Source organism: Microbacterium sp. B19(2022) (genome assembly GCF_012030385.1).
Classification (GTDB): domain Bacteria; phylum Actinomycetota; class Actinomycetes; order Actinomycetales; family Microbacteriaceae; genus Microbacterium; species Microbacterium oxydans_B.
The window spans coordinates 16,103-37,831 of sequence record NZ_JAAUVO010000013.1; the positions used below are offsets into that span (position 1 = coordinate 16,103).

At 69.0% G+C, this 21,729-nt stretch carries 16 protein-coding genes; 7 read left to right on the top strand and 9 right to left on the bottom strand.

The annotated features are described in order from the left end of the window. Nucleotides 1–38 precede the first annotated feature (38 nt). The gene (locus HCX50_RS12755; RefSeq protein WP_167634649.1) at nucleotides 39–5,672 is read left to right on the top strand and encodes a fibronectin type III domain-containing protein; all 5,634 of its coding nucleotides are present in this window, start codon (nucleotides 39–41) and stop codon (nucleotides 5,670–5,672) included. A gap of 65 nt (nucleotides 5,673–5,737) precedes the next feature. Here the strand turns inward: HCX50_RS12755 and pgm are convergent, their stop codons facing one another. Further along, complete coding sequence (gene pgm / locus HCX50_RS12760) at nucleotides 5,738–7,381, bottom strand: phosphoglucomutase (alpha-D-glucose-1,6-bisphosphate-dependent) (RefSeq protein ID WP_167634650.1); 1,644 nt, start codon at nucleotides 7,379–7,381, stop codon at nucleotides 5,738–5,740. A gap of 78 nt (nucleotides 7,382–7,459) precedes the next feature. On the opposite strand from pgm, the gene pheA reads away from it, so the two are divergent. Then, the gene (gene pheA, locus HCX50_RS12765; protein ID WP_091030187.1) at nucleotides 7,460–8,410 is read left to right on the top strand and encodes a prephenate dehydratase; all 951 of its coding nucleotides are present in this window, start codon (nucleotides 7,460–7,462) and stop codon (nucleotides 8,408–8,410) included. A gap of 45 nt (nucleotides 8,411–8,455) precedes the next feature. On the opposite strand, the gene HCX50_RS12770 is transcribed toward pheA, so the two are convergent. Both HCX50_RS12770 and HCX50_RS12775 read right to left on the bottom strand, forming a co-directional pair. Next, the gene (locus HCX50_RS12770) at nucleotides 8,456–8,665 is read right to left on the bottom strand and encodes a methyltransferase (protein WP_091030260.1); all 210 of its coding nucleotides are present in this window, start codon (nucleotides 8,663–8,665) and stop codon (nucleotides 8,456–8,458) included. A 119-nt stretch (nucleotides 8,666–8,784) separates the two neighbouring features. Continuing rightward, on the bottom strand, nucleotides 8,785–9,825 hold the full coding sequence (locus tag HCX50_RS12775; RefSeq protein WP_167634651.1) for an LLM class flavin-dependent oxidoreductase: 1,041 nt from the start codon (nucleotides 9,823–9,825) through the stop codon (nucleotides 8,785–8,787). Between the two features lie 53 nt (nucleotides 9,826–9,878). Here HCX50_RS12775 and HCX50_RS12780 point away from each other — a divergent pair, with 53 nt between their 5' ends. Continuing rightward, entirely contained in the window at nucleotides 9,879–11,609 is a 1,731-nt protein-coding gene (locus tag HCX50_RS12780) for a cation:proton antiporter (RefSeq protein WP_091030177.1), read from the top strand. A gap of 65 nt (nucleotides 11,610–11,674) precedes the next feature. Here the strand turns inward: HCX50_RS12780 and HCX50_RS12785 are convergent, their stop codons facing one another. From HCX50_RS12785 to HCX50_RS12805, 5 genes are all read right to left on the bottom strand, one after another. Further along, nucleotides 11,675–13,099 carry a dicarboxylate/amino acid:cation symporter gene (locus HCX50_RS12785; RefSeq protein WP_205829101.1) on the bottom strand — a complete coding sequence of 475 codons (1,425 nt, stop codon included), beginning with the start codon at nucleotides 13,097–13,099 and terminating at the stop codon, nucleotides 11,675–11,677. A gap of 112 nt (nucleotides 13,100–13,211) precedes the next feature. Next, a complete protein-coding gene (locus tag HCX50_RS12790) occupies nucleotides 13,212–13,448 on the bottom strand; it encodes a helix-turn-helix domain-containing protein (protein WP_167634652.1) in 237 nt (78 codons plus the stop codon). Beyond that, nucleotides 13,445–14,218: a hypothetical protein gene (locus HCX50_RS12795; RefSeq protein ID WP_167634653.1), complete on the bottom strand. Its 774-nt coding sequence runs from the start codon at nucleotides 14,216–14,218 to the stop codon at nucleotides 13,445–13,447. Before HCX50_RS12795 ends, HCX50_RS12790 begins: the two co-directional genes overlap by 4 nt. Next, on the bottom strand, nucleotides 14,218–14,865 hold the full coding sequence (locus HCX50_RS12800; RefSeq protein WP_167634654.1) for a hypothetical protein: 648 nt from the start codon (nucleotides 14,863–14,865) through the stop codon (nucleotides 14,218–14,220). The genes HCX50_RS12795 and HCX50_RS12800 overlap by 1 nt, the downstream gene beginning before the upstream one ends. Then, a complete protein-coding gene (locus HCX50_RS12805) occupies nucleotides 14,865–15,488 on the bottom strand; it encodes a hypothetical protein (RefSeq protein ID WP_167634655.1) in 624 nt (207 codons plus the stop codon). Before HCX50_RS12805 ends, HCX50_RS12800 begins: the two co-directional genes overlap by 1 nt. Before the next feature lie 190 nt (nucleotides 15,489–15,678). Between HCX50_RS12805 and HCX50_RS12810 the strand changes: the two genes are divergently transcribed. The 4 genes from HCX50_RS12810 (at nucleotide 15,679) to HCX50_RS12825 (ending at nucleotide 20,288) form a co-directional block, all read left to right on the top strand. Then, nucleotides 15,679–18,210 (top strand): ATP-dependent Clp protease ATP-binding subunit, encoded by a 2,532-nt coding sequence (locus tag HCX50_RS12810; protein ID WP_029262445.1) that lies wholly within the window; start codon nucleotides 15,679–15,681, stop codon nucleotides 18,208–18,210. 112 nt (nucleotides 18,211–18,322) lie between these two features. Further along, a complete protein-coding gene (locus HCX50_RS12815) occupies nucleotides 18,323–18,823 on the top strand; it encodes an amino-acid N-acetyltransferase (protein WP_091030167.1) in 501 nt (166 codons plus the stop codon). 66 nt (nucleotides 18,824–18,889) lie between these two features. After that, the gene (locus tag HCX50_RS12820; RefSeq protein ID WP_167634656.1) at nucleotides 18,890–19,534 is read left to right on the top strand and encodes a hypothetical protein; all 645 of its coding nucleotides are present in this window, start codon (nucleotides 18,890–18,892) and stop codon (nucleotides 19,532–19,534) included. A 343-nt stretch (nucleotides 19,535–19,877) separates the two neighbouring features. After that, on the top strand, nucleotides 19,878–20,288 hold the full coding sequence (locus tag HCX50_RS12825) for a dehydrogenase (RefSeq protein WP_091030163.1): 411 nt from the start codon (nucleotides 19,878–19,880) through the stop codon (nucleotides 20,286–20,288). Nucleotides 20,289–20,329: 41 nt separating this feature from the next. Here the strand turns inward: HCX50_RS12825 and radA are convergent, their stop codons facing one another. After that, complete coding sequence (gene radA / locus HCX50_RS12830) at nucleotides 20,330–21,697, bottom strand: DNA repair protein RadA (protein WP_029262441.1); 1,368 nt, start codon at nucleotides 21,695–21,697, stop codon at nucleotides 20,330–20,332. Between the last annotated feature and the right edge of the window lie 32 nt (nucleotides 21,698–21,729).

The window sequence follows — 21,729 nt, forward strand, 5'->3', positions numbered from 1 at the left end:
CTGCGCTGTCCGAATCCCACCGGGGGCTGGGGTCCCGCATGCTCCGCACCGGCGGAGTCCTGCTCACCGCACTCGCGCTGATCGCCTCCTCCGCAGTGCCCGCCGTCGCCGGCGAGATCGCGCCCGCGACCCCGACGATCGTCACCGCAGCGGCACCGGATCTGGTCAGCGACGACCCCGCCGTGGTCTCCGCGGCCCACGGAGCGCAGATCAGCACCGAACTCGGTGACGTCTCATCGCGCGATGCTTCTTCCGACGACGCCTCTTCCGACGCCGTACCGCCGACCCAGGATGCCCCGTCGACGCAGTCGCGCATCGCCGGTGCGGCAGCGACCGAGGCGGGCCCGCCGGAATCGAGCTACGGCGAGGTGGTGAGGGTCACCGTCTCCGGACGCTTCGTGACCCCCGCCGGAGCAGCCGTCAGGGGAGTGAACCTCCGCGCGGAGGCCATCTACGGCGATGGTCCCGGCCTGTTGGCTCAGGTCACCACCGGCGCAGACGGCACCTTCACGATGCACGTCGACACGGCGCGTCCGTTCTATCTCCTGGTGACCCCGGGGGCGGGCTATGTCGCCGGAACGCTCGGCACGGACCGCAAGATCCTTCCCGGCAACTGGGCGGAGGATCAGTGGGTCCTCGAGCCGGTCGCGGCCGTCTCGACGCTGGGCGATGTCGCGCTCGTCGCGGGACAGCAGGTGTCGGGAACCGTGGCGGTCACGGGCCCCCTGTCGCTCACCGAGGCGCGGCTCCAGCTGTCGGCGGACGGCATGCAGTTCGATCTGCCCCTCTCGATCCAGACGGGCTCGACGCCCTGGTCGGTGACCGTCCCCAAGGGTACGTATCGCGCATCGGTGAGCGCGTACGGCCTGGGTATCGACGCGTACCACGGAGGAACCTCGTACGAAACGGCGAAGCTGATCGTCGTGAACGGTGCGGTGGCGAACATCGGGATCGGCGTGACGGTGAGCTCCCGGACCATCTCGGGCACGGTCCGCGATCTCAAGGGGAACCCCGTCGAAGGCGCCGGTGTCACGCTGAACCCTCGCCCGTGGGTGGCGGGGAGCCTCTCCCGGTCCGCGTCCACTGCGGCCAACGGCACGTACACCCTCATCAACGTCGTTCCCGGTACCTATGACCTGAGCTTCTCCAGTTCCGGACCGCCCACGTACTGGCCCGGCGTCGGCAGCTGGGAGGATGCCGGGACCATCACCGTCACGGCGGCCTCCGGTTCGCTGACCGGCCGCGACGCCACGGTGACGGCCGGTGTGCGCATCTCCGGCACGTCGACCGACCCCGACGGGACGCCTCGAGAAGGCGACACGGTCTGGTTCCGTCTGGCGGGCAACGACGTCGGGTCCACCGTGACCGCTGCCGACGGCTCGTACTCGTCCTACCCGCTGGCGGCGGGGGAGTACACCGTCGGTCTGAGCCAGGCGGGCTCCACGGGAGCGCCGCAGCAGTGGTACGACGGCAAGAGGAGCGCGGCCGAGGCGGATCTCGTGCGTGCGACGACGGATGGCACGGTCTACGACGGCATCGACTTCGTCGCGGTGAAGGGCGGCTCGATCGCCGGCACCGTCTCCTTCGCGGGCGGTGCCGCGGTGAAGGGCGCCACGATCTCCGTGTTCGCGGCGCACAACACCTTCCAGCCGGTCGCCACGGCGACCACGGATGCGCAGGGCCGATACACGGTCAAGGGTCTGAACCGCGAGAACTACGTCGTCAAGGTCACCTCCGGCACGAGCGGCGTGGTCGATGTCTGGTACGGAGCCACCGCGAACGATCCGGCTGCCACGGTGATCGAGCTCGGCCTCGACGCGACGTTCCGCGCCGACGTCACCGCCGTCCTCGGCGGCACGATCAGCGGAAGCCTCACGCCGAGCATCGCAGGTCAGTCGTACTGGGTCTCATTGAGCAAGCAGGACGGCTCCGATCAGCGCTCCATCGCGGTGCCGACCACCGACGGCTCGGCCGTGAAGTGGGAGGTCTCCGGACTGACGGGCACGTGGATCGTCTCGGTCAACGGTGTCTACTGGAACGGCTCCGGGTCTGCCGATGGTGTCACGCCGATCACGGCCCTGCCTGGAAAGGTCTTCGGCGGCGTCGACTTCGATCTGCGCAAGAACCTGAACGTCACGGGGGCGTTGCGGACGACCGACGGATCGCAGATCGCGCGCGTCGACGTGACGATCGAGCGCCAGGACGGCGAGTGGTGGAACTACGTGGACTCGTCGTACCCGACCGGTGCGCAGTTCGGGTTCTCCGTGGAACCGGGCGTCTACCGTGTGCGCACCTCCGGATTCTCCCCGAACGGCGACGCACTGCGCGAGACGACGACGCCGTTCACCGTCGTCGCCGGCAAGCCGACAGTGCTCGACATCGCGACGCAGCGGGGCTGGGCGGTCAGCGGACGCCTGACCGATGCGGCGACGGGTGAGCCGGTGTCCGGGGCATCCGTGCGGGCGCAGTCGCTCGTCACCTACTCGACCGCCTACGGCATGACCCAGTCCGACGGGACCTACCGCGTCGTGGTCGGGGCCCCCGGCGCCTGGGACGTCGTCGCGGCGGAGGGTTCTGCCACCTACTCGGCCGCGACACGACGCGTCACCGTCGCCGGCACGGATCTCAAGGACATCACGTTCGCGCTCGCCAAGGGGCAGCGCGTGAGCGGCCGGGCGACCGGCGAGAACACGACGAATCCGCTGCCCGGCATCCAGGTCGATGTCTGGAACGCCGCGGGGGAGATCGTCGCCTCGGCGACCACCTCCGGCGATGGCACCTATCGCACTCCCGCCCTGGCCGACGGCACCTACACCGTGCGCTTCGTGAACTGGAACGGACTGTATGTCGAGGAGTGGTGGAAGGATGCCACGACCTCGGGAACCGCGACGAAGATCAGCGTCGCGGGCAAGCCGGTCACGGCCGTCGACGCCTCCATGCGTCTCGGCGGCGTCATCATCGGGTCGGTGCTCGACGCCGACGGCAACCCGCTCGCCGGGGCCACGGTCGGCCTCGCGTCGATGCCGGACACGGGGATCGGGGCGTTCTTCGCACCCCTGACTCAGATGTTCGGTGCCACCCCGGGGGGAGCGATCCTCGACGTCGAGACCACCACGGATGAGCATGGCACCTACACCCTGCCTCCGGTCGAGGCGGGATCGTACGGGTTGTACGTGTACTCGCCGACGACGGGCACGACGTGGTTCGACGGCAAGAAGACGTTGCACGAGGCGGATGCCGTGGAGGTGTCCGCCGGAGGGACTGTGAGCGTCTCGCCGCAGCTGCGTGCGCTCGCCTCGGGGGAGGAGCCGCGCACGCCCGAGCAGTCCATCAGCGATGAGTTCACGATTCAGCGACAGCCCGCCGACGTGACCGTGACCGACGGTGAGACGGCGACCTTCCGTGCCGCCGCATCGGGCGCGACGGCCCCGACGATCCGGTGGGAGAAGCGCAAGCAGGGAGCCGCGACGTTCACGACGATCGCGGGTGCGACCGACACGACGCTCGCGCTGACCGGAACGCTGGCCGACTCCGGCACAGCGGTGCGCGCCGTCTTCACGTCTGGAGGATCGACGAAGACGACGGACATCGCAACGCTGACCGTGAAGGCGAAGCCGTCGGTGCCGAAGGCTCCGACGGTGCCCGTCGTGTCGAAGCTGCAGGACACGGCCGCACAGCTCGACTGGACCGCGCCCGCCTCGGGAGGATCTCCGATCACCGGGTACTCGGTGCGGATCTACACCGGGGGAGCGCTCGTCCGAGAGATCGCCGTCACCGGTGAGTCCTTCTCGCTCACCGGGCTCACCGCGCAGACGACCTATGCGGCGTCTGTGACCGCGGTGAACGCGGTCGGCAGCGGTGTGGAATCGCCGCGGGTCTCGTTCACCACGCTCAAGCCCCTGACGGTGCCGACCGCTCCGACCGCGGTGTCGGCCGTTCCCGGCGACGGGCAGGCCGTGGTGTCGTGGAAGGCCCCGACCTCGAACGGCGGGTCTGCGATCACGGGTTACACCGTGACGGCGTCGCCGGGCGGTGCCAAGGTGACGACGACGGGTGCCACGACCGGGACGGTCACCGGACTCACGAACGGCACCGCGTACAAGTTCATCGTCACGGCGACGAACGCCGTCGGGACGTCCGTGGCATCGGCCGTCTCGGACGCGGTCACCCCCGTGGTCGCACCGAAGGCTCCCGGCGCCCCGACCGCGGTGTCGGCGGTGGCCGGCAACGGGCAGGCGACGGTGTCGTGGAAGGCCCCGACCTCGAACGGCGGGTCTGCGATCACGGGTTACACCGTGACGGCGTCGCCGGGCGGTGCCAAGGTGACGACGACGGGTGCCACGACCGGGACGGTCACCGGGCTCACGAACGGAACGGCCTACACGTTCACGGTCACGGCGAAGAATGCGATCGGCACGTCCGTCGCGTCTGCCGCCTCCGCGGCCGTGACGCCGACGACCGCCCCGACCGCTCCGGTGGCCCCGACCGCGGTGTCGGCGGTGGCCGGCAACGCCCAGGCGACGGTGTCGTGGACGGCATCGGCGTCGAACGGCGGGTCCGCGATCACGGGCTACACGGTGACGGCGCAGCCCGGCGGCAAGACCGCCACGACCACGGGTGCCACGACGGCCACGGTCACGGGCCTCGCGAACGGGACGGCATACACGTTCACGGTGAAGGCGACGAACGCGGTCGGCTCCTCTGCGGCCTCTGCCGCATCCGCCGCCGTCACGCCGAAGGCCGCCGTCGCCGCGGTTTCCCGTCAGTCGGGTCCTGGTCGGTATGAGACGGCGGTGGCGGTGTCGGTGGCGTCGTTCCCGACGGCGGGCGTGCCGGTGGTGTATCTCGCGAACGGGCGGGACTTCCCGGATGCGTTGGCGGGCGCGGCGGCGGCGGGGCACTTCGGTGGTCCGGTGCTGTTGACGGAGCCGGGCGCGTTGCCACCCGTCGTGGTCGCGGAGCTGGCGCGTCTGAAGCCGCAGAAGATCGTGATCCTCGGTGGCACGGGTGTGGTGTCCGAGGCGGTCAAGAAGCAGGCGGGTGCCTACACGACAGGCGGCGTGACTCGGCAGTCGGGTCCGGGGCGGTATGAGACGGCGGTGGCGGTCTCGGTGGCGTCGTTCCCGACGGCCGGTGCGCCGGTGGTGTATCTCGCGAACGGGCGAGGCTTCCCGGATGCGTTGGCCGGTGCGGCGGCGGCGGGACACTTCGGTGGTCCGGTGCTGTTGACGGAGCCGGGCGCGTTGCCGCCGGTGGTGGCGGCGGAGCTGGCGCGTCTGAAGCCGCAGCGGATCGTGATCCTCGGTGGCACCGGTGTGGTGACCGAGGCGGTCAAGAAGCAGGCGGGTGCGTACACGACGGGCGGTGTTTCCCGTCAGTCGGGGCCGGGCCGGTATGAGACGGCGGTAGCGGTCTCGGCGGCGTCGTTCCCGACAGCTGGCGTGCCGGTGGTGTATCTCGCGAACGGGCGGGACTTCCCGGATGCGTTGGCCGGTGCGGCCGCGGCGGGGCACTTCGGTGGTCCGGTGCTCCTGACGGAGCCGGGGGCGCTGCCGCCGGTGGTCGCTCAGGAGCTGGCGCGTCTGAAGCCCCAGAAGATCGTCATCCTCGGTGGCACGGGTGTGGTGACCGAGGCGGTCAAGAAGCAGGCCGAGACCTACGTCAAGCGCTGACGACAGAGGGTCGAGGGAGCGACCCGGTCGCTCCCTCGACCCTCTGCGGCGCAGAAGCGCTCGGGTCAGCCCTCGAGCGCAGCCGACACCACGGCGCGCGCCTCGGCCTGCACCTCGGCGAGGTGCTCCGGGCCGCGCAGGCTCTCGGCGTACAGCTTGTAGACGTCTTCGGTGCCGGACGGCCGGGCGGCGAACCAGGCGTGCTCGGTCTGCACCTTGAGGCCGCCGATGGCCGCGCCGTTGCCCGGTGCGTGCGAGAGCTTCGCCGAGATGTCTTCGCCGGCCAGAGTCGTCGCCGTCACGGCCTCGGGAGCGAGCTTCGCGAGCGTCGCCTTCTGCTCGGGCGTCGCCGGTGCGTCGACGCGCTGGTAGGCGGATGCGCCGAAGGCGGCCTCCAGCTCGCGGTAGCGCTCCGACGGCGTCTTGCCGGTGACGGCGATGATCTCGGCGGCCAGCAGGCACAGCAGGATGCCGTCCTTGTCGGTCGACCAGACCGAGCCGTCTCGGCGGAGGAAGGATGCTCCGGCAGACTCCTCGCCGCCGAACGCGACCGAGCCGTCGAGCAGGCCGGGCACGAACCACTTGAACCCGACGGGCACCTCCAGCAGGCGCCGGCCGAGCGACTCGGCGACGCGGTCGATGATCATCGACGACACGAGCGTCTTGCCGATCGCGGCATCCCGCGGCCAGTCCTGCCGGTGCGAGAAGAGGTAGTCGATCGCGACGGCCAGGTAGTGGTTCGGGTTCATCAGCCCGGCATCCGGGGTGACGATGCCGTGCCGGTCGGCGTCGGCGTCATTCCCGGTGAGGACGTCGTAGGAACCCTTCTTCGCGACCAACGAGGCCATCGCCGAGGGCGACGACGGGTCCATCCGGATCTTCTCGTCCCAGTCCAGGGTCATGAAACGCCAGGTCGGGTCGACCTCGGGATTCACGACGGTGAGGTCGAGATCGTGCATCTCGGCGATCAGCGACCAGTACTCGACGGATGCTCCGCCCAGGGGGTCGGCGCCGATGCTGACCCCGGCGTTGCGGATCGCATCGATGTCGATGATCGAGGGCAGGTCACGCACGTAGGCGTCGCGGAAGTCGTAGCCGTTGAGCGCATCCCAGTCGACGTCGGCGAAGCGCACCGACTTGACGCCCTCGAGCCCCGCGGCGATCAGCGCGTTCGCCCGGTCGGCGATCCAGCCGGTGGCATCGGTGTCGGCGGGTCCGCCGTGCGGCGGGTTGTACTTGAAGCCGCCGTCACGCGGAGGGTTGTGCGACGGCGTCACGACGATGCCGTCGGCGCGGCCCGGGTCGTCCGCCGCACGTCCGCGGTTGTAGGTGAGGATCGCGTGGCTGAGCGCCGGCGTCGGCACCCACGAGTCGCGGGAGTCGACGCGCACATCCACACCGTTGGCGAGCAGCACCTCGATCGCGCTGCGCTCGGCGGGCAGCGAGAGTGCATGCGTGTCGCGACCGAGGAACAGCGGACCGGCGATGCCCTGGGCCGCCCGGTAGTCCACGATCGCCTGAGTCGTGGCGAGGATGTGGTTCTCGTTGAAGCTGTTCGACAGCGACGAACCGCGGTGGCCGCTCGTGCCGAACACGACCCTCTCGGCGGCGACTTCTGGGTTCGGCGTGCGGTCGTAGTACGCGGCGATCAGCTCGTCGACATCGATCAGGTCACTTTCCTCCGCGGGGAGGCCGGCACGGCTGGTCATCTCTTCAGTCTGCCCCCTGATCGCCCGGTTCGCATCCGCGAAGTCATCCGCATATCGCTCTCCCGGCAGAGGGATAAGGTGAAACCCGTGACTGAACGCCGTACCTACAGCTATCTGGGCCCTGCCGGAACCTTCACGGAGGCGGCGCTGGAGCAGGTGGCCGAGGCCCGCGGTCAGCAGTGGCGCTCCGTGCACAACGTCGGTGAAGCTCTGGCCGACGTGCTCGAGGGCCGCAGCGACGCCGCGATGATCGCGATCGAGAACTCGATCGAGGGCGGCGTCTCCACCACGCAAGATGCCCTCGCGACGCTCCCCGGCCTGCGCATCGTCGGCGAATACCTGGTGCGGGTCAACTTCGTGCTGGTCGCGCCGCGGGGAACGACACTCGACCAGGTCGAGGTGATCGCGGCGCATCCGGTCGCCTATGCCCAGTGCCACGGTTGGCTCGGCGCACACCTCCCCTCGCACTCGCACGTGCCCGCATCGAGCAACGTCGCATCCGCGATCGGCGTCCTCGACGGCACGCTGCCCGCGCAGGCAGCCATCGCGGCACCGGGCATCGTGAACCACTACGACGTCGACGTGCTCGCGGAGGGCATCGGCGACAACGCCCAGGCCGTGACCCGCTTCGTGCTCGTCACCCGCACGACCCGTTCACCGGAGCCGACCGGGGCGGACAAGACCTCACTGATCGTCGAGCTCCCGCACGACCACCCCGGCTCGCTCCTCGAGATGCTCGAGCAGTTCTCGACCCGCGGCATCAACCTGTCGCTCATCGAGTCGCGGCCGATCGGCGACGAACTCGGCCGCTACCGGTTCGTCATCGACGCCGACGGGCACATCGAGCACGAGCGCATGGCCGATGCGCTGCTCGGCATCCGGCGGTTCAGCCCTCGCGTGGTGTTCCTCGGTTCGTACCCGCGCGCCGACCGGCAGATCGTGCACTACCCCGAGCGCTACTCCGACGACATCTTCATCGAGGCGCGCGACTGGCTGCGCGGAATCCTCTCCGGCGAGCCCGACGTCTGACGCCACCCGCCCGACCGCCCAGCACGGTCAGGCGGATGCCGTGGTTCAGTGCTCCTGGAAACGCGGCCAGTCGCTGCCCGGAGCCATATGGGAATGCAGGGCACCCTTGGCCGACGCGAGGTTCGGGTACGTCCCGGTCACCTCGTCGGAGCCGACCATCGTCACCGTGTAGCCGTCGTCATCGTGGCGGATGCTGCCGACGACGCCGTTGCGGCCATAGGCGACCCAGAGGGCGAGAGTCTTGGTGGTGCTCATCATCGAACTCCTTCTGCTGCTGCCGACAGTGCGATCGCCGAAGGGGCTGCGCCCCTGTCGACGGCACTGTTCGTGACGGTACGCCTGAACCGGCGGGAAAACCAGGGCTTGACAGGTGATCAGCGCGCGGCGGCGATGAGCTCGAGTGTCTGTGCGCGACCGGTCGGTGCGTCGTTCGGCTCGGCGTCGTAGGCGCCGGCGACCGGAGACAGCATGACCTCGTCGACGCCGTATCGTTCGGCGAAGGCGCGGAGCTCCGCCGCCACACTCTCGCCCGTGCCGACCAACCAGCGCGAGCGGGCGGCCTGCACGACCTCGTCGGTCGCGGCGTCGGTCTCGGCGGCGGCCGCCTGCTCGACGGTCTCGAGCGCGGCGAGCGGCTGATTCAGGCGCAGTCGCGCCATCATGCGCAGCTGCGGGAGGGCGCGTGCCTCCGCCTCCTCCTGCGTGGGTGCGGCGACCGCGTTGACCGTGAGGAACGTGCGTGGTTCGGGGTGCTCCTCGCTCGGACGGTAGCCGGTGCGGTACAGGTCGAGCGCGCGCTCGAGGCCCTGACCCGAGAAGTGGTTCGCGAAGACGTAGGGCAGGCCGTGCGAGGCGGCCAGCTGCGCCGAGTAGTCGCTCGAACCGAGCAGCCACACCTCGGGGGTGCCGGTCGCGGCGGGTGTCGCGCGCACGGTGTACTCGCCGCCCGAGGTGAAACGCAGCGCGGCACCGTCGGCCGAGAGGAGGGCGGCGATGTCCTGCACGTGGCGGGGGAACTGCTCGACGTCGCTCGTGGTGCCCGAGCCGCGCAGCAGCTGCGTGATGACGGGGTCGCTGCCGGGGGCGCGGCCGAGACCCAGGTCGATGCGTCCGGGCGCGATGGCCTCGAGCGCCGCGAACTGCTCGGCGACGATGAGCGGGGCGTGGTTGGGCAGCATCACGCCGCCCGAGCCCAGGCGCATGCGGGAGGTGCGGGTGGCGGCCGCCGCGATCAATACCGGAGGCGTGGTGGATGCCACCGACGGCATGTTGTGGTGCTCGGCGAACCAGTACCGGCGGTAGCCGAGCCGATCGGCGATCTCGGCGAGGGACAGGGAGGCGGCGATGGCCTCGGCGCTGGTCTGGCCGGTGCGCACCGGGACGAGGTCGAGGACGGAGAGGGCTGTATCGGACATCCTTCAGCACAACGCGCGTCTGCACGGCTCCATTCCCCCGCTACCGTGGGGGCATGGAAGCGGGTATCTTCTACGTCCTCGTCGGCTCGGTCGCGGTGGCGGCGTTCGCGCGCTCACGAGGGTGGCCGGCGCCGCTGCTGGTGACGGTCGTGGCGCTCGCCGTCTCGTTCCTCCCGTTCGTCCCCGACATCGACATCGACGGACACCTGCTCCTCAGCCTGGTGCTGCCGCCGCTGCTGTACTCGGCGGCGCTCGACGTGTCCTTCGTCGGGTTCAAGCGCAGCCTCCCGCAGATCCGGCGACTCGGTATCTGGCTCGTGCTGATCACCGCCCTCGCCGTCGGCTTCGTGGCCTGGTGGATCTTCCCCGCGCTCACCCTCCCCGGCGCGCTGCTGCTCGGCGCGATCGTCGCCCCGCCCGACGCCGTGTCGGCCGCCGCGATCGGCCGCCGGCTCGGTCTGCCCCGCCGGATCATGACCGTCCTCTCCGGCGAGAGTCTCATCAACGACGCCACCTCGCTCACGCTGTACCGGGTGTTCGCGGCGATCCTCGCCGGCGCCACGGTCTCGGTCTGGGGTGGGATCGGGCAGTTCCTGCTCGCGGTCGTGATCGGGGTCGGCATCGGCCTCGTGTTCGGCATCGTCCTGCACCAGCTGCGGATGCGCATCAGCGATGCGGTCGTGATCGGCACGTTCGGGCTCCTCGCTCCGTTCGGCGCCTACGCGATCGCCGAGCATCTGCTGGGCTCCGGCGTTCTCGCCGTCGTCGCGATGGGTCTCTACGTCGGCTACAACTCCCCGCGCACCGACTACACGACCCGTCAGCAGGAGAAGCCGCTCTGGCTCTCGGCCGACCTGCTGCTGGAGAGCTTCGTGTTCGCCTACATCGGACTGCAGTTCCCGCGGGTGCTCCGCGATCTCGGCAGCGAGTCGGTCGGGCACATCCTCCTGCTCTCGGGGGCCGTGCTGCTGGTCGTCCTGATCGTGCGGCCGCTCTACATCTATCCGACGAGCGCCTGGGCGAACTTCCAGGACCGCAGGAAGCTCGAACGGTGGGATCGCGGCGTGCAGAGCGGCGAGTTCGCGAAGCGGCACCGCAAGTCCCGACGCTGGGGGGACTACACCGCCGACGAGCTGCGCAGCCAGATCGTGCGCGACCGGATGGCGGGGCTCAAGCTCACCTGGAAGGACAGCGCCGTCATCTCCTGGGCGGGCATGCGCGGCGTGGTCACCCTCGCGATCGCGGTGGCCGCCGCCGACCTCGCGACGCTCGACAGCGAGGCCTCGCACGCGATCGTCGTGGTCGCGTTCATCGTCACCGTCGGCACGCTGCTGCTGCAGGGGCTCACACTGCCGCTGCTCATCCGGAGCCTCGGGATCGCCAGCGACGCCGATGAGAAGGAAGACGAAGCGGCGCTCGCCGACGTCAGGGCGAAGAGCCGCGAGGCCGGCAAGGAGTTCCTGGCCGAGAAGCGGGTCGAGTGGGAGGCGAAGTACGGGGAGGTCGATCTGAGTGTGTTCGACGCGTTCACGAAGCGCATGACCCGGGTCGAGAAAGACACCGACGAGGCGCAGAAGGTGGAGGATGCCGCGAGCCGCCCGTCGTACGAAGACCTCGTCGCCCTGTCCCGGGGATGGCTGCAGGTGCGGCGCGAGATCCTCCTCGCCGAGCGTGATGCCGGCAACCTCGACGAAGAGGTGATGCGCGAGCTGATCGCCGCGATGGATGCCGAGGAGCTCGCGCTCGACACCCGTGGCGCGACCCGTCAGCAGAGCCGGGCATGACCTGAAACGGCAGAGCGCCCCGTCCCGAGAAGGGGCGGGGCGCTCTGTGCGAGGCGGGAATGGGTTCAGCGGGCGCTGACCGGCTCCTTGTCCGAGGCGGCATCCGCTTCGGGTGCCTCGTCGTCGCCGGAGTCGTCGGCGAAGGGCAGGCCCTCGCGCGGCGCGTTGTAGAGCTCCTCGTTCAGGATGCCCTCACGCTTGGCGACGATGGTCGGGATCAGTGCCTGGCCCGCGACGTTGACCGCGGTGCGGCCCATGTCGAGGATCGGGTCGATCGCGAGCAGCAGTCCGACGCCCTCGAGCGGCAGGCCCAGGGTCGACAGCGTCAGCGTGAGCATGACGACCGCGCCGGTGGTGCCGGCGGTGGCGGCGGAGCCGACGACCGAGACGATCACGATCAGCAGGTACTGCACGAAGTTCAGCTCGATGCCGAAGAACTGGGCCACGAAGATCGCCGCGATGGCCGGGTAGATCGCGGCGCAGCCGTCCATCTTGGTGGTGGCGCCGAGCGGCACGGCGAACGACGCGTAAGAGCGCGGCACACCGAGGTTGCGCTCGGTGACGCGCTCGGTGAGGGGCAGTGTGCCGATCGAGGAGCGGCTGACGAAGGCCAGCTGCACGGCGGGCCACACACCCGAGAAGTACTGCTTGATCGACAGGCCGTGCGTGCGCACCAGGATCGGGTACACGACGAACAGCACGAGCGCGAGGCCGATGTAGACGGCGGCCGCGAACCAGCCGAGCGAGGCGAGCTTCTCCCAGCCGTACTTGATCACGGCCGAGCCGATGAGGCCGAACGTGCCGAGCGGGGCGATGCGGATGATCCACCACAGCACGCGCTGGATGACCTTCAGCAGCGACTCGGTGAAGACGAGGAACGGCTCGGCCTTCTTGCCGGCCTTGAGGGCCGCGATGCCGATGACGGCCGCGACCACGATGACCTGGAGGATGTTGAAGCCGACGCTCGACGAGAACGTGCCGTCGGCCTCACCGGGCGAGGTGCTGACCGTGAGGCCGAGGAAGTTCTGCGGGATGAGGCCCAGCAGGAAGTTCCACCAGGTGCCCACCGTGTACGGCTCGCCGGTCTCGAGACCCTCGCCGGCGCGGTTGCCCGGCTGAATCACGAGGCCCAGCACGATGCCGATGATGACCGCGATGAACGCGGTGATCGCGAACCACAGGATGGTCTGGCCGGCGAGGCGTGCGGCGTTCTGCACGCGACGCAGGTTCGAGATGCTGGCGACGATGGCCGTGAAGATCAGCGGGACGACGGCGGCGCGCAGCAGCGTGACGTACGAGTTGCCGATGGTGTCGAGCGTTGCCGACAGGCCGTTCGGGTTCTCTGCCGTGGCTCCGAGCTGGCGGCCGATCAGACCGGCGGCGACGCCGAGGACGAGGGCTGCGAGGATCTGGAAGCCGAACGAGGTCAGCAGCTTCCGGACCGGCCCGCGGGTGTCAGGCGCCTTCTGGGCGCGTGCGGTGGTGCTCATGAGGTGGGGACTCCAGAATCACGGCGCGCCGAGTGCGCGCCCTGAGGCCCAACGCTACGTCTGCCTGAGAATTCCCTGGGCGGATGTGACGAACGATGACGCGGGTGTTGCGTCAGCGCGGGGCCAGCACGAGCAGCTCGCCCACCTCGCAGTCGAGCGCCTCGCAGATCGCGCGAAGTGTCGAGTACCGGATGGCGCGGGCGCGGTCGTTCTTCAGTACCGACAAGTTCACGATGCTCACCCCCACCGCGGCGCTGAGTTCGGTCAGGGTCATCCCGCGGTCGGCGAGCAGCTCGTCGAGCCGGCAGTGGATGCCGGTGAGCTCGTCGTCGCTCTCGGCCGGGGTCACACCAGGCCCTCCGTATCCTTCTGCAGACGCTCGGTCTCCTGCTGCAGGCGAGCCCTGTCCTGCTCGAGCCGCGATCCCTGGCGGAAGACGGCGGCGAGAGCGACGAGCGCGAGCGCGGCTCCGAAGGGGAGAGGGGTGACGGTGAGCTGATAGGCCGAGGGGTACCACTCGCTGTCGGGCGGGAACACCTCGCGCAGACCGGTGGTCGCGGCGATGCCGCCCAGCAGGTCGGCCGCGACGCCGAACACGAGGACCGCGATGGCGCCGCCCACGAGAGCCCGCGTGACCGTGCGCGAGAACACGCGTCCGCGCAGCGTGTGGAAGCAGATGACCGCGAGGATCACGGCGGGCATGGTCGTCAGCGCCACCGTGCTCAACTGAGCCGCTGCGGCGAGCAGCCGGAGTCCGAGCGAGGCGTTCCCGACCGTGAACTCCGAGAGGCTCTCTCCCCGGCAGCTGAGCATCGTCGTGCCACTGTCGCCGAACTCGGAGCACGGCAGGTTCGCCGGCCAGTCCATGTAGACGTACGTCTGCCCGTTGAGTTCGGCCCAGTCGACCGTGAACGCCTTGATGATGAGAATCACGGCGCTGACGATCCCGAGCAGGATCCACCACGCGGAGAGGGTGAGGGCGGCATCGAGGGCGACGGTGCGGCTCCCGCGGCGGCGACTGTTCCAGACGACGACCGCCACGATCAGGGCGATCACCGCGAGCCCGATCCCGATGAAGAGCAGGGATTGTCCGAGCTCGTCAGATCCGAAGGTGAGCATCAGACGAGTCCCTCCGTCTCCTTCTCGAGCGCCGCCTTCTCGTGCTGCAGGCGGATGCCGCGGCGGAATGCGACGGCCACCAGGCCGACCGTCACCCCGGTGGCGAAGAACGGCGCGATCGTCCAGAACTCGACCAGATGTACGGGCTCACCGTCGCCGAGACCGAGGGCGCTCGTCACGCCGTTGCGCCCCATGGTCTCCAGCATCACGATCAGGATCGGCGCTCCCACGAGCGTCCAGCCGATGATGTTGAACGCCCAGACGTTCGCGCGGACGAAGAACCGGCCGCGCAGGAAGTTCCAGGCGACCAGGGTCACGCTCGCGATCACCAGGAGCGCGGCGAGAGCCCACAGCGCGATCGCGGCGATGATCGCGACGATCGATACCGTATCCACGCCGCTCGCGATGATCATCGCCTCGTCGGCGAATCCCTCGATCGAGATGGCGCCCGAGTCGGTCGTCGCCGAGATCGGCTGCTGGTCGATCGGGATCGTCCAGGCGATTCCGGTCTCACGGAACGTGCTCGCGACGCGCAGGATCGTGGCGAACGCGACCGTGACCAGCGCCGCGGCGGCGTAGAGGATCACGGTGATGGCATCCGCCGTCTCGGACCGGGTGGCTTTCGAGGTCGTGTTCGTCGTGGTCATCAGACGAGTCCTTCCGTGTCGCGCTGCAGTCTGCGGCCCATCTCGAACAGACCGGCGACGAGAGCGAGGGCGAACGCCCAGCCCACGGGTGCGAGGTCGAACTGCACGAGGAGCGTCCACAGCACGTCCTCGACCTGCGGATCGGTGGTGGCGAGGTCCTGCACGATCATGGCTCGACCGATGCCGCCGGCGAACTGTCCGAACAGCGATCCGGCGATCATCAGAGAGGCGGCGACACCGAACATCCAGCTGAGTGAGGAGCGGAACGGTCGCGAGCGGATGAGGGAGACGCCGAGCCACCAGACGCCGGCGCACAGCGCCACGGTCGCGAGGGCGGGGAGCAGCGTCTCGAGGAGCAGCATCCAGCGGGCGCCCGAAGGCATCGCCGGAACCGTGACGAGCGCGGTGTCGACCGTCGCCGCGCTCACACCGGAGACTCCGTCCAGCGCGGTCAGGTCGACGTCGTGCACGGGCATCGACACGGTCGGCGCGGTGCCGAAGATCTCGGATGCGGCCGAGGTGACGGCGACGATCGCGCCGATCCCGACGCTGACGGCGCCGGTGGCGATGAGTCCGAGAGCGATCCCGTCGACGAGTGAGGGGCGTCCTTCTCTGGTGCGCATCGCTGCCTCCTTGAGTTCGGTTGTTATCGACTGTCGTTAACATAACGACTGTCGATAACTCGGTCAACCCCCGGTATGCCCACGGCGAACACGGGCATACCTGCCCTGCGCGGTGGTTACTCTCGATGTACAGGCGCAGAGAACGCCATTGGTGTCAGCGCTTCGCCCCGTGCGAATAAGGAGTCACAGCATGTTCGAGAGATTCACGGACCGAGCCCGTCGAGTGGTCGTCCTCGCCCAAGAAGAGGCGAAGATGCTCAACCACAACTACATCGGCACCGAGCACATCCTGCTCGGTCTCATCCACGAGGGCGAAGGCGTCGCCGCCAAGGCCCTCGAGAGCCTCGGCATCTCCCTCGACGCCGTGCGCGAACAGGTGCAGGACATCATCGGCCAGGGTCAGCAGCAGCCGACCGGGCACATCCCGTTCACGCCGCGCGCCAAGAAGGTGCTCGAGCTCAGCCTCCGCGAGGCTCTGCAGCTCGGCCACAACTACATCGGCACCGAGCACATCCTGCTCGGCCTCATCCGCGAGGGTGAGGGCGTCGCCGCTCAGGTGCTCGTCAAGCTCGGCGCCGACCTCAACAAGGTCCGCCAGCAGGTCATCCAGTTGCTCTCCGGAGCCCCTGGCCGCGAGCCGGCATCCGTCGGTGCGCAGACCAACGACTCGCCTGCCGGCACCCAGGGTGGTTCCGCGGTGCTCGACCAGTTCGGTCGCAACCTCACCCAGGCCGCCCGCGACAACAAGCTCGACCCGGTGATCGGGCGCGAGAAGGAGGCGGAGCGGGTCATGCAGATCCTCTCCCGCCGCTCCAAGAACAACCCCGTCCTGATCGGCGAGCCCGGCGTCGGCAAGACCGCCGTCGTCGAGGGTCTGGCCCAGGCGATCGTCAAGGGCGATGTGCCCGAGACGCTGAAGGACAAGCAGCTCTACTCGCTCGACCTCGGCTCTCTCATCGCCGGTTCCCGCTACCGCGGTGACTTCGAGGAGCGCCTGAAGAAGGTCACCAAGGAGATCCGCACGCGCGGCGACATCATCGTCTTCATCGACGAGATCCACACCCTCGTGGGTGCGGGTGCCGCCGAGGGCGCGATCGACGCGGCCAGCATCCTGAAGCCGCTGCTCGCCCGTGGTGAGCTCCAGACGATCGGTGCCACCACGCTCGACGAGTACCGCAAGCACTTCGAGAAGGATGCTGCGCTCGAGCGCCGCTTCCAGCCGGTGCAGGTCAACGAGCCGACGCTGCCGCACACCATCAACATCCTCAAGGGGCTGCGCGACCGGTACGAGGCGCACCACAAGGTGCAGATCACGGACGGTGCCATCGTGGCCGCGGCGAACCTCGCCGACCGCTACGTCTCCGACCGGTTCCTTCCGGACAAGGCCATCGACCTGATCGACGAGGCCGGCGCACGCCTGCGTCTGTCGATCCTGTCGAGCCCGCCCGAGCTGCGTGAGTTCGACGAGAAGATCGCCACGGTGCGCGAGCAGAAGGAAGTCGCCTCCGAGGAGCAGGACTTCGAGAAGGCCGCATCCCTCCGCGACGAGGAGAAGAGCCTCCTCGCCGAGCGTCTGCGTCTCGAGAAGCAGTGGCGTGCGGGCGACGTCGCGACCTCTGCGGTCGTCGACGAGGGTCTGATCGCCGAGGTGCTCGCACAGGCCACCGGCATCCCCGTCTTCAAGCTCACGGAAGAGGAGTCCAGCCGACTCGTCTTCATGGAGAAGGCTCTGCACCAGCGCGTCGTCGGTCAGGAAGAGGCGATCGCCGCCCTCTCCAAGACCATCCGTCGTCAGCGTGCCGGTCTCAAGGACCCGAAGCGCCCCTCGGGCTCGTTCATCTTCGCCGGCCCCACGGGTGTCGGAAAGACCGAGCTCGCCAAGGCTCTCGCCGAGTTCCTGTTCGACGACGAGGCGGCTCTCATCTCGCTCGACATGAGCGAGTTCGGTGAGAAGCACACGGTCTCGCGTCTGTTCGGTGCCCCTCCCGGATTCGTCGGATTCGAAGAGGGTGGCCAGCTCACCGAGAAGGTGCGCCGCAAGCCGTTCAGCGTGGTGCTGTTCGACGAGATCGAGAAGGCTCACCCCGACATCTTCAACTCGCTGCTGCAGATCCTCGAAGAGGGTCGGCTCACCGACGGCCAGGGTCGGATCGTGGACTTCAAGAACACGGTCATCATCATGACCACCAACCTCGGTGCACGTGACATCGCGGGCGGTCCCGTCGGCTTCCAGATCGAGGGCAACGACTCGACCAGCTACGACCGGATGAAGGGCAAGGTGAACGAAGAGCTCAAGCGGCACTTCAAGCCCGAGTTCCTCAACCGTGTCGACGACATCATCGTGTTCCCGCAGCTGTCCAAGACCGAGCTGGTGCAGATCGTCGATCTGTTCGCCAAGCGCCTCGGCGAGCGTCTGCTGGACCGTGACATGACGATCGAGCTGTCGCAGGCCGCCAAGGAGCGTCTCATCGAGATCGGCTTCGACCCGGCGCTCGGCGCCCGACCGCTGCGTCGCGCGATGCAGCACGAGGTCGAGGACCGCCTGTCGGAGAAGATCCTGCACGGCGAGCTCAACTCGGGCGACCACGTGAAGGTCGACGCGAAGGACGGGGAGTTCCTGTTCGAGCACGGCCCGCGCGGCGAGAAGGTCGCGGTCGGTGCCAACACCGGCGGCGGCGCGATCGCCGGCACCCCCGACCTGGCGGTCGCCAGCGGGGAGTGACCTCCGGCTGAATCACGAAGGCTGAATCACGAAAGGGGCGGATGCTGCGGCATCCGCCCCTTTCCTGTGTCCGGCACAGGTGGCGACGGGTCGTGGGTTCTAGGCTTGTCCCGTGAGCGAGTACATCGTCCGACCGGCGCGCAGTGCCGACATCGTCGGCATCCGCAACCTGCTGCAGCCCCTCGTGGAGCAGCGCATCCTGCTCGGCAAAGACCTGGCGGTGCTCTACGGCGCGGTGCAGGAGTTCGTCGTCGCCGAGGCTGACGGTGTGCTGATCGGATGCGGCGCGCTGCACGTGTTCTGGGAAGACCTCGGCGAGGTGCGCACCCTGCTCGTGCAGGATGACTGGCTGCACCACGGTATCGGCCGGGCCATCGTCGATCGTCTCGAGGAGAATGCGCGCACGCTCGGGCTTTCGCGCCTGTTCTGCCTCACGTTCGAGGTCGAATTCTTCAGCCGCCGCGGCTTCACTCCGATCGGCGAGCAGGTCGTCGACCCCGACGTGTACTCCCAGCTGCTGCGCAGCGGTGACGCGGGTGTCGAGGAGTTCCTCGATCTCGCGCACGTCAAGCCGAACACGCTCGGCAACACGCGCATGCTCAAGGTGCTCTGAGGACGCACGGCAGACCGCCGCCGCGGCCTCCCAGGCTGCACGGGCACGATCGCTTAACCTGGAACCATGCCCCGTCCTTCCGCTGCCGTCTATCGTCGTCGGCGACTGGTCGTGGTGATCGGTCTCATCCTGCTCGTCGCCGCCATCGGCATCGGGATCTGGCTCCTGATCGCGAAGCCGTGGGCCGCGGCGGATGCCTCTCCGAAGCCGACGTCCTCGTCGTCGCAGACGCCCTCCACGACTCCGACGACCGATGCCGAGTCGCCGTCGCCGAGCCCCTCGGCCGAGCAGACGCCGGCGATCGTCGCGTGTGAGGCGAAAGACGTCGAGGTCTCGGCGGTCACGGATGCGGAGACCTATGCTGCGGGCGTCCTGCCGAAGCTCTCCATCTCGTTGACCAACAAGGGCACGAAGGACTGCACGCTCGACGTCGGATCGACGACACAGGTCTTCACGATCTCCAGCGGCGCCGACGTCTGGTGGCGGTCGACGGACTGCCAGGAGAACCCGAGCAGCATGATCGCGACGCTCACCGCCGGCACGACGGTGACCAGCAAGGATCCGGTGACCTGGGACCGCACCCGCTCGAGCGTCGAGACCTGCGACCAGGAGAACCGTCAGCGCGCCCCCGGCGGGGGAGCCTCGTACCACGTCGAGGTCTCCATCGGCGGGTTCACGAGCCTCACGACCACCCAGATCCTCCTGTACTGATCCGCATTCGCAGTTCGAAGGGAACGCGCCGCAACGCCTTCGAAATGCGTCGCGTCGACCGACTTCCCGTGCGGAAAGACGCGACCTCGGGAGCCTTGGCAGTCTGAGGCAGACAGGTGCCGTTCTTTGGGATACCATTGAGGTGACTCTCCGCATCATGCGGCAACATGCCATCCCCAGTGGCGTCGAACTACAGCGTCCCCAGCGCTTCGACATCGCCGCACCGAGAGTCCGAGGGCCCTCTCGAGTACCCCAGTCCCCAATGGAGGACTCGAGAGGGCCCCTTTACGTCTCCGCGGTCGATTCCGCGCGCCGCGCCTCGCCGCCTGCATAAGCTGGATGCATGGCAGCGAAGAAGGCGAAACCCGGGAAGAAGAAGCCCGCCCCCGAGGACTTCCGGTCGGAGGCTCTGGCTCTGGCACTCGAGAAGCAGGATGTCGCCGCGGTCGCGCTCGCCTTGCGCAACGGCACCACGGTCGTGCCGCTGATCACGCCCGGAGCCCGCGACAATCCGCTCGACAGCGGCGAGGTGTGGACCTACCGCGACCCGAACACCGGCGACCTCGCGTTGCTGTTGTTCAGCGACGCGAAGAACAAGCCCGCCAACCTCCCGCCCGGCGTGGGCATCTACACGTCCGACTGGCTCCGGAAGTTCCTGGCGGCGCACCCGATCACGACCGTCTTCCTCGACATCGCGGGCCCGCATCCGATGCAGGCCGACCCGATCGAGCTGCTCAAAGCGCTCGACGCCTGAGGCGGCCGTTCGCCGATCTCAAGCAGCCGAGGCACTCCCGATCAGAACGGCGGGACGTCGTGATCGGAACGGCGTGACGTGTTGCGTGCGCGCACATCCCCGAGCGCGGCGCGGAGCGTCTTCGACCGGTCGTCGACGACCTGCTCGTAGCCGAGCCGGGCGGCCTCGGACCGACGTTGCGCCGCCTGGGTGACCGGACGGATCTCGCCGGCGAGGCTGAGCTCGCCCACGGCGGCGACCGTGCGCGGTACCGAGAACTGCTGGATGGAGCCGGCCACCGCGATGGCGATCGCGAGGTCGGCTGCCGGTTCGGTGAAGCGCACCCCGCCCACGGTCGACACGTAGACGTCGAGCGTGCTCGTCTTGATGTTCGCGCGCCGCTCGAGGATCGCCAGAACCATCGCCACGCGCGACGAGTCGACTCCGTGCACGATGCGGCGGGGGTTCGGGGCGTTGCTGGGAACCGTGAGCGCCTGCACCTCGACGGGAAGCGCGCGGCGCCCCTCGAGCGAGATCGCGACGCACGTGCCGGGCTCGGTGGCCCCCTGCGAGAGGAAGAGGCCCGAAGGGTCGGGGACCTCGGCGATCCCGTCGCCGGTCATCTCGAAGCAGCCGACCTCGTCGGTGGGGCCGAAGCGGTTCTTGAGCGCGCGGATGAAGCGCAGCGACGTCTGCCGGTCGCCCTCGAAGTGGCACACCACGTCGACCAGGTGCTCGAGCACGCGGGGGCCTGCGACCTGGCCGTCTTTCGTCACGTGACCCACGATGATGATCGGCAGATCGCGGTCCTTCGCGATGCGGATCAGGGTCGCCGCGACCTCGCGCACCTGGCTCGGCTGCCCGGCGGCACCGTCGATCAGCGACGACGAGACGGTCTGCACCGAGTCGACGATCACGAGCTGCGGTTTGACCTCGTCGATGTGGCCGAGGATGGTCGCCAGGTCGGTCTCGCTCGCCAGATACAGCTCGTCGTGCAGGGCACCGGTGCGCTCCGCGCGCAGACGCACCTGGCCGGGGGATTCCTCAGCACTCGCGTACAGGACGCGGCGTCCACCGCGAGCCGCCTGGGCCGCGACCTCGAGCAGCAGGGTCGATTTGCCGACGCCCGGCTCACCGCTGAGCAGGATCGCGGCACCCGGCACGATGCCCCCGCCGAGCACCCGATCGAACTCCCCGACACCGCTCGAGCGCCGCGGAGCATCCTGCGTCGTGATCTGCGTGATGGGTCGTGCCGCGCGATCCGCCGTCGGAGCGACGGGGCCGACGCGTCGGAGGATGCCGGTCTGCGCCGCCTGCTCCTGGACCGTGCCCCACTGCTGGCATTCGCCGCAGCGGCCGACCCACTTGGCGGTGGTCCACCCGCATTCTGTGCATACGTAGGCTGGAGGAGCGGGTTTTCGGGTGGCCATGCTGCCAGGCTATCGCCGGGATCGGACATCCC

Excerpts from the sequence above, each read along its gene's own strand:
- HCX50_RS12820 (WP_167634656.1), top strand. The coding sequence starts at position 18,890 with ATGCCCCGTCCTTCCGCTGCCGTCTATCGTCGTCGGCGACTGGTCGTG.
- HCX50_RS12800 (WP_167634654.1), bottom strand. The coding sequence starts at position 14,865 with ATGACCACGACGAACACGACCTCGAAAGCCACCCGGTCCGAGACGGCG.
- HCX50_RS12780 (WP_091030177.1), top strand. The coding sequence starts at position 9,879 with ATGGAAGCGGGTATCTTCTACGTCCTCGTCGGCTCGGTCGCGGTGGCG.
- HCX50_RS12795 (WP_167634653.1), bottom strand. The coding sequence starts at position 14,218 with ATGCTCACCTTCGGATCTGACGAGCTCGGACAATCCCTGCTCTTCATC.
- HCX50_RS12810 (WP_029262445.1), top strand. The coding sequence starts at position 15,679 with ATGTTCGAGAGATTCACGGACCGAGCCCGTCGAGTGGTCGTCCTCGCC.
- HCX50_RS12755 (WP_167634649.1), top strand. The coding sequence starts at position 39 with ATGCTCCGCACCGGCGGAGTCCTGCTCACCGCACTCGCGCTGATCGCC.
- HCX50_RS12805 (WP_167634655.1), bottom strand. The coding sequence starts at position 15,488 with ATGCGCACCAGAGAAGGACGCCCCTCACTCGTCGACGGGATCGCTCTC.
- HCX50_RS12785 (WP_205829101.1), bottom strand. The coding sequence starts at position 13,099 with ATGAGCACCACCGCACGCGCCCAGAAGGCGCCTGACACCCGCGGGCCG.
- HCX50_RS12770 (WP_091030260.1), bottom strand. The coding sequence starts at position 8,665 with ATGAGCACCACCAAGACTCTCGCCCTCTGGGTCGCCTATGGCCGCAAC.
- pgm (WP_167634650.1), bottom strand. The coding sequence starts at position 7,381 with ATGACCAGCCGTGCCGGCCTCCCCGCGGAGGAAAGTGACCTGATCGAT.
- radA (WP_029262441.1), bottom strand. The coding sequence starts at position 21,697 with ATGGCCACCCGAAAACCCGCTCCTCCAGCCTACGTATGCACAGAATGC.
- HCX50_RS12825 (WP_091030163.1), top strand. The coding sequence starts at position 19,878 with ATGGCAGCGAAGAAGGCGAAACCCGGGAAGAAGAAGCCCGCCCCCGAG.
- HCX50_RS12775 (WP_167634651.1), bottom strand. The coding sequence starts at position 9,825 with ATGTCCGATACAGCCCTCTCCGTCCTCGACCTCGTCCCGGTGCGCACC.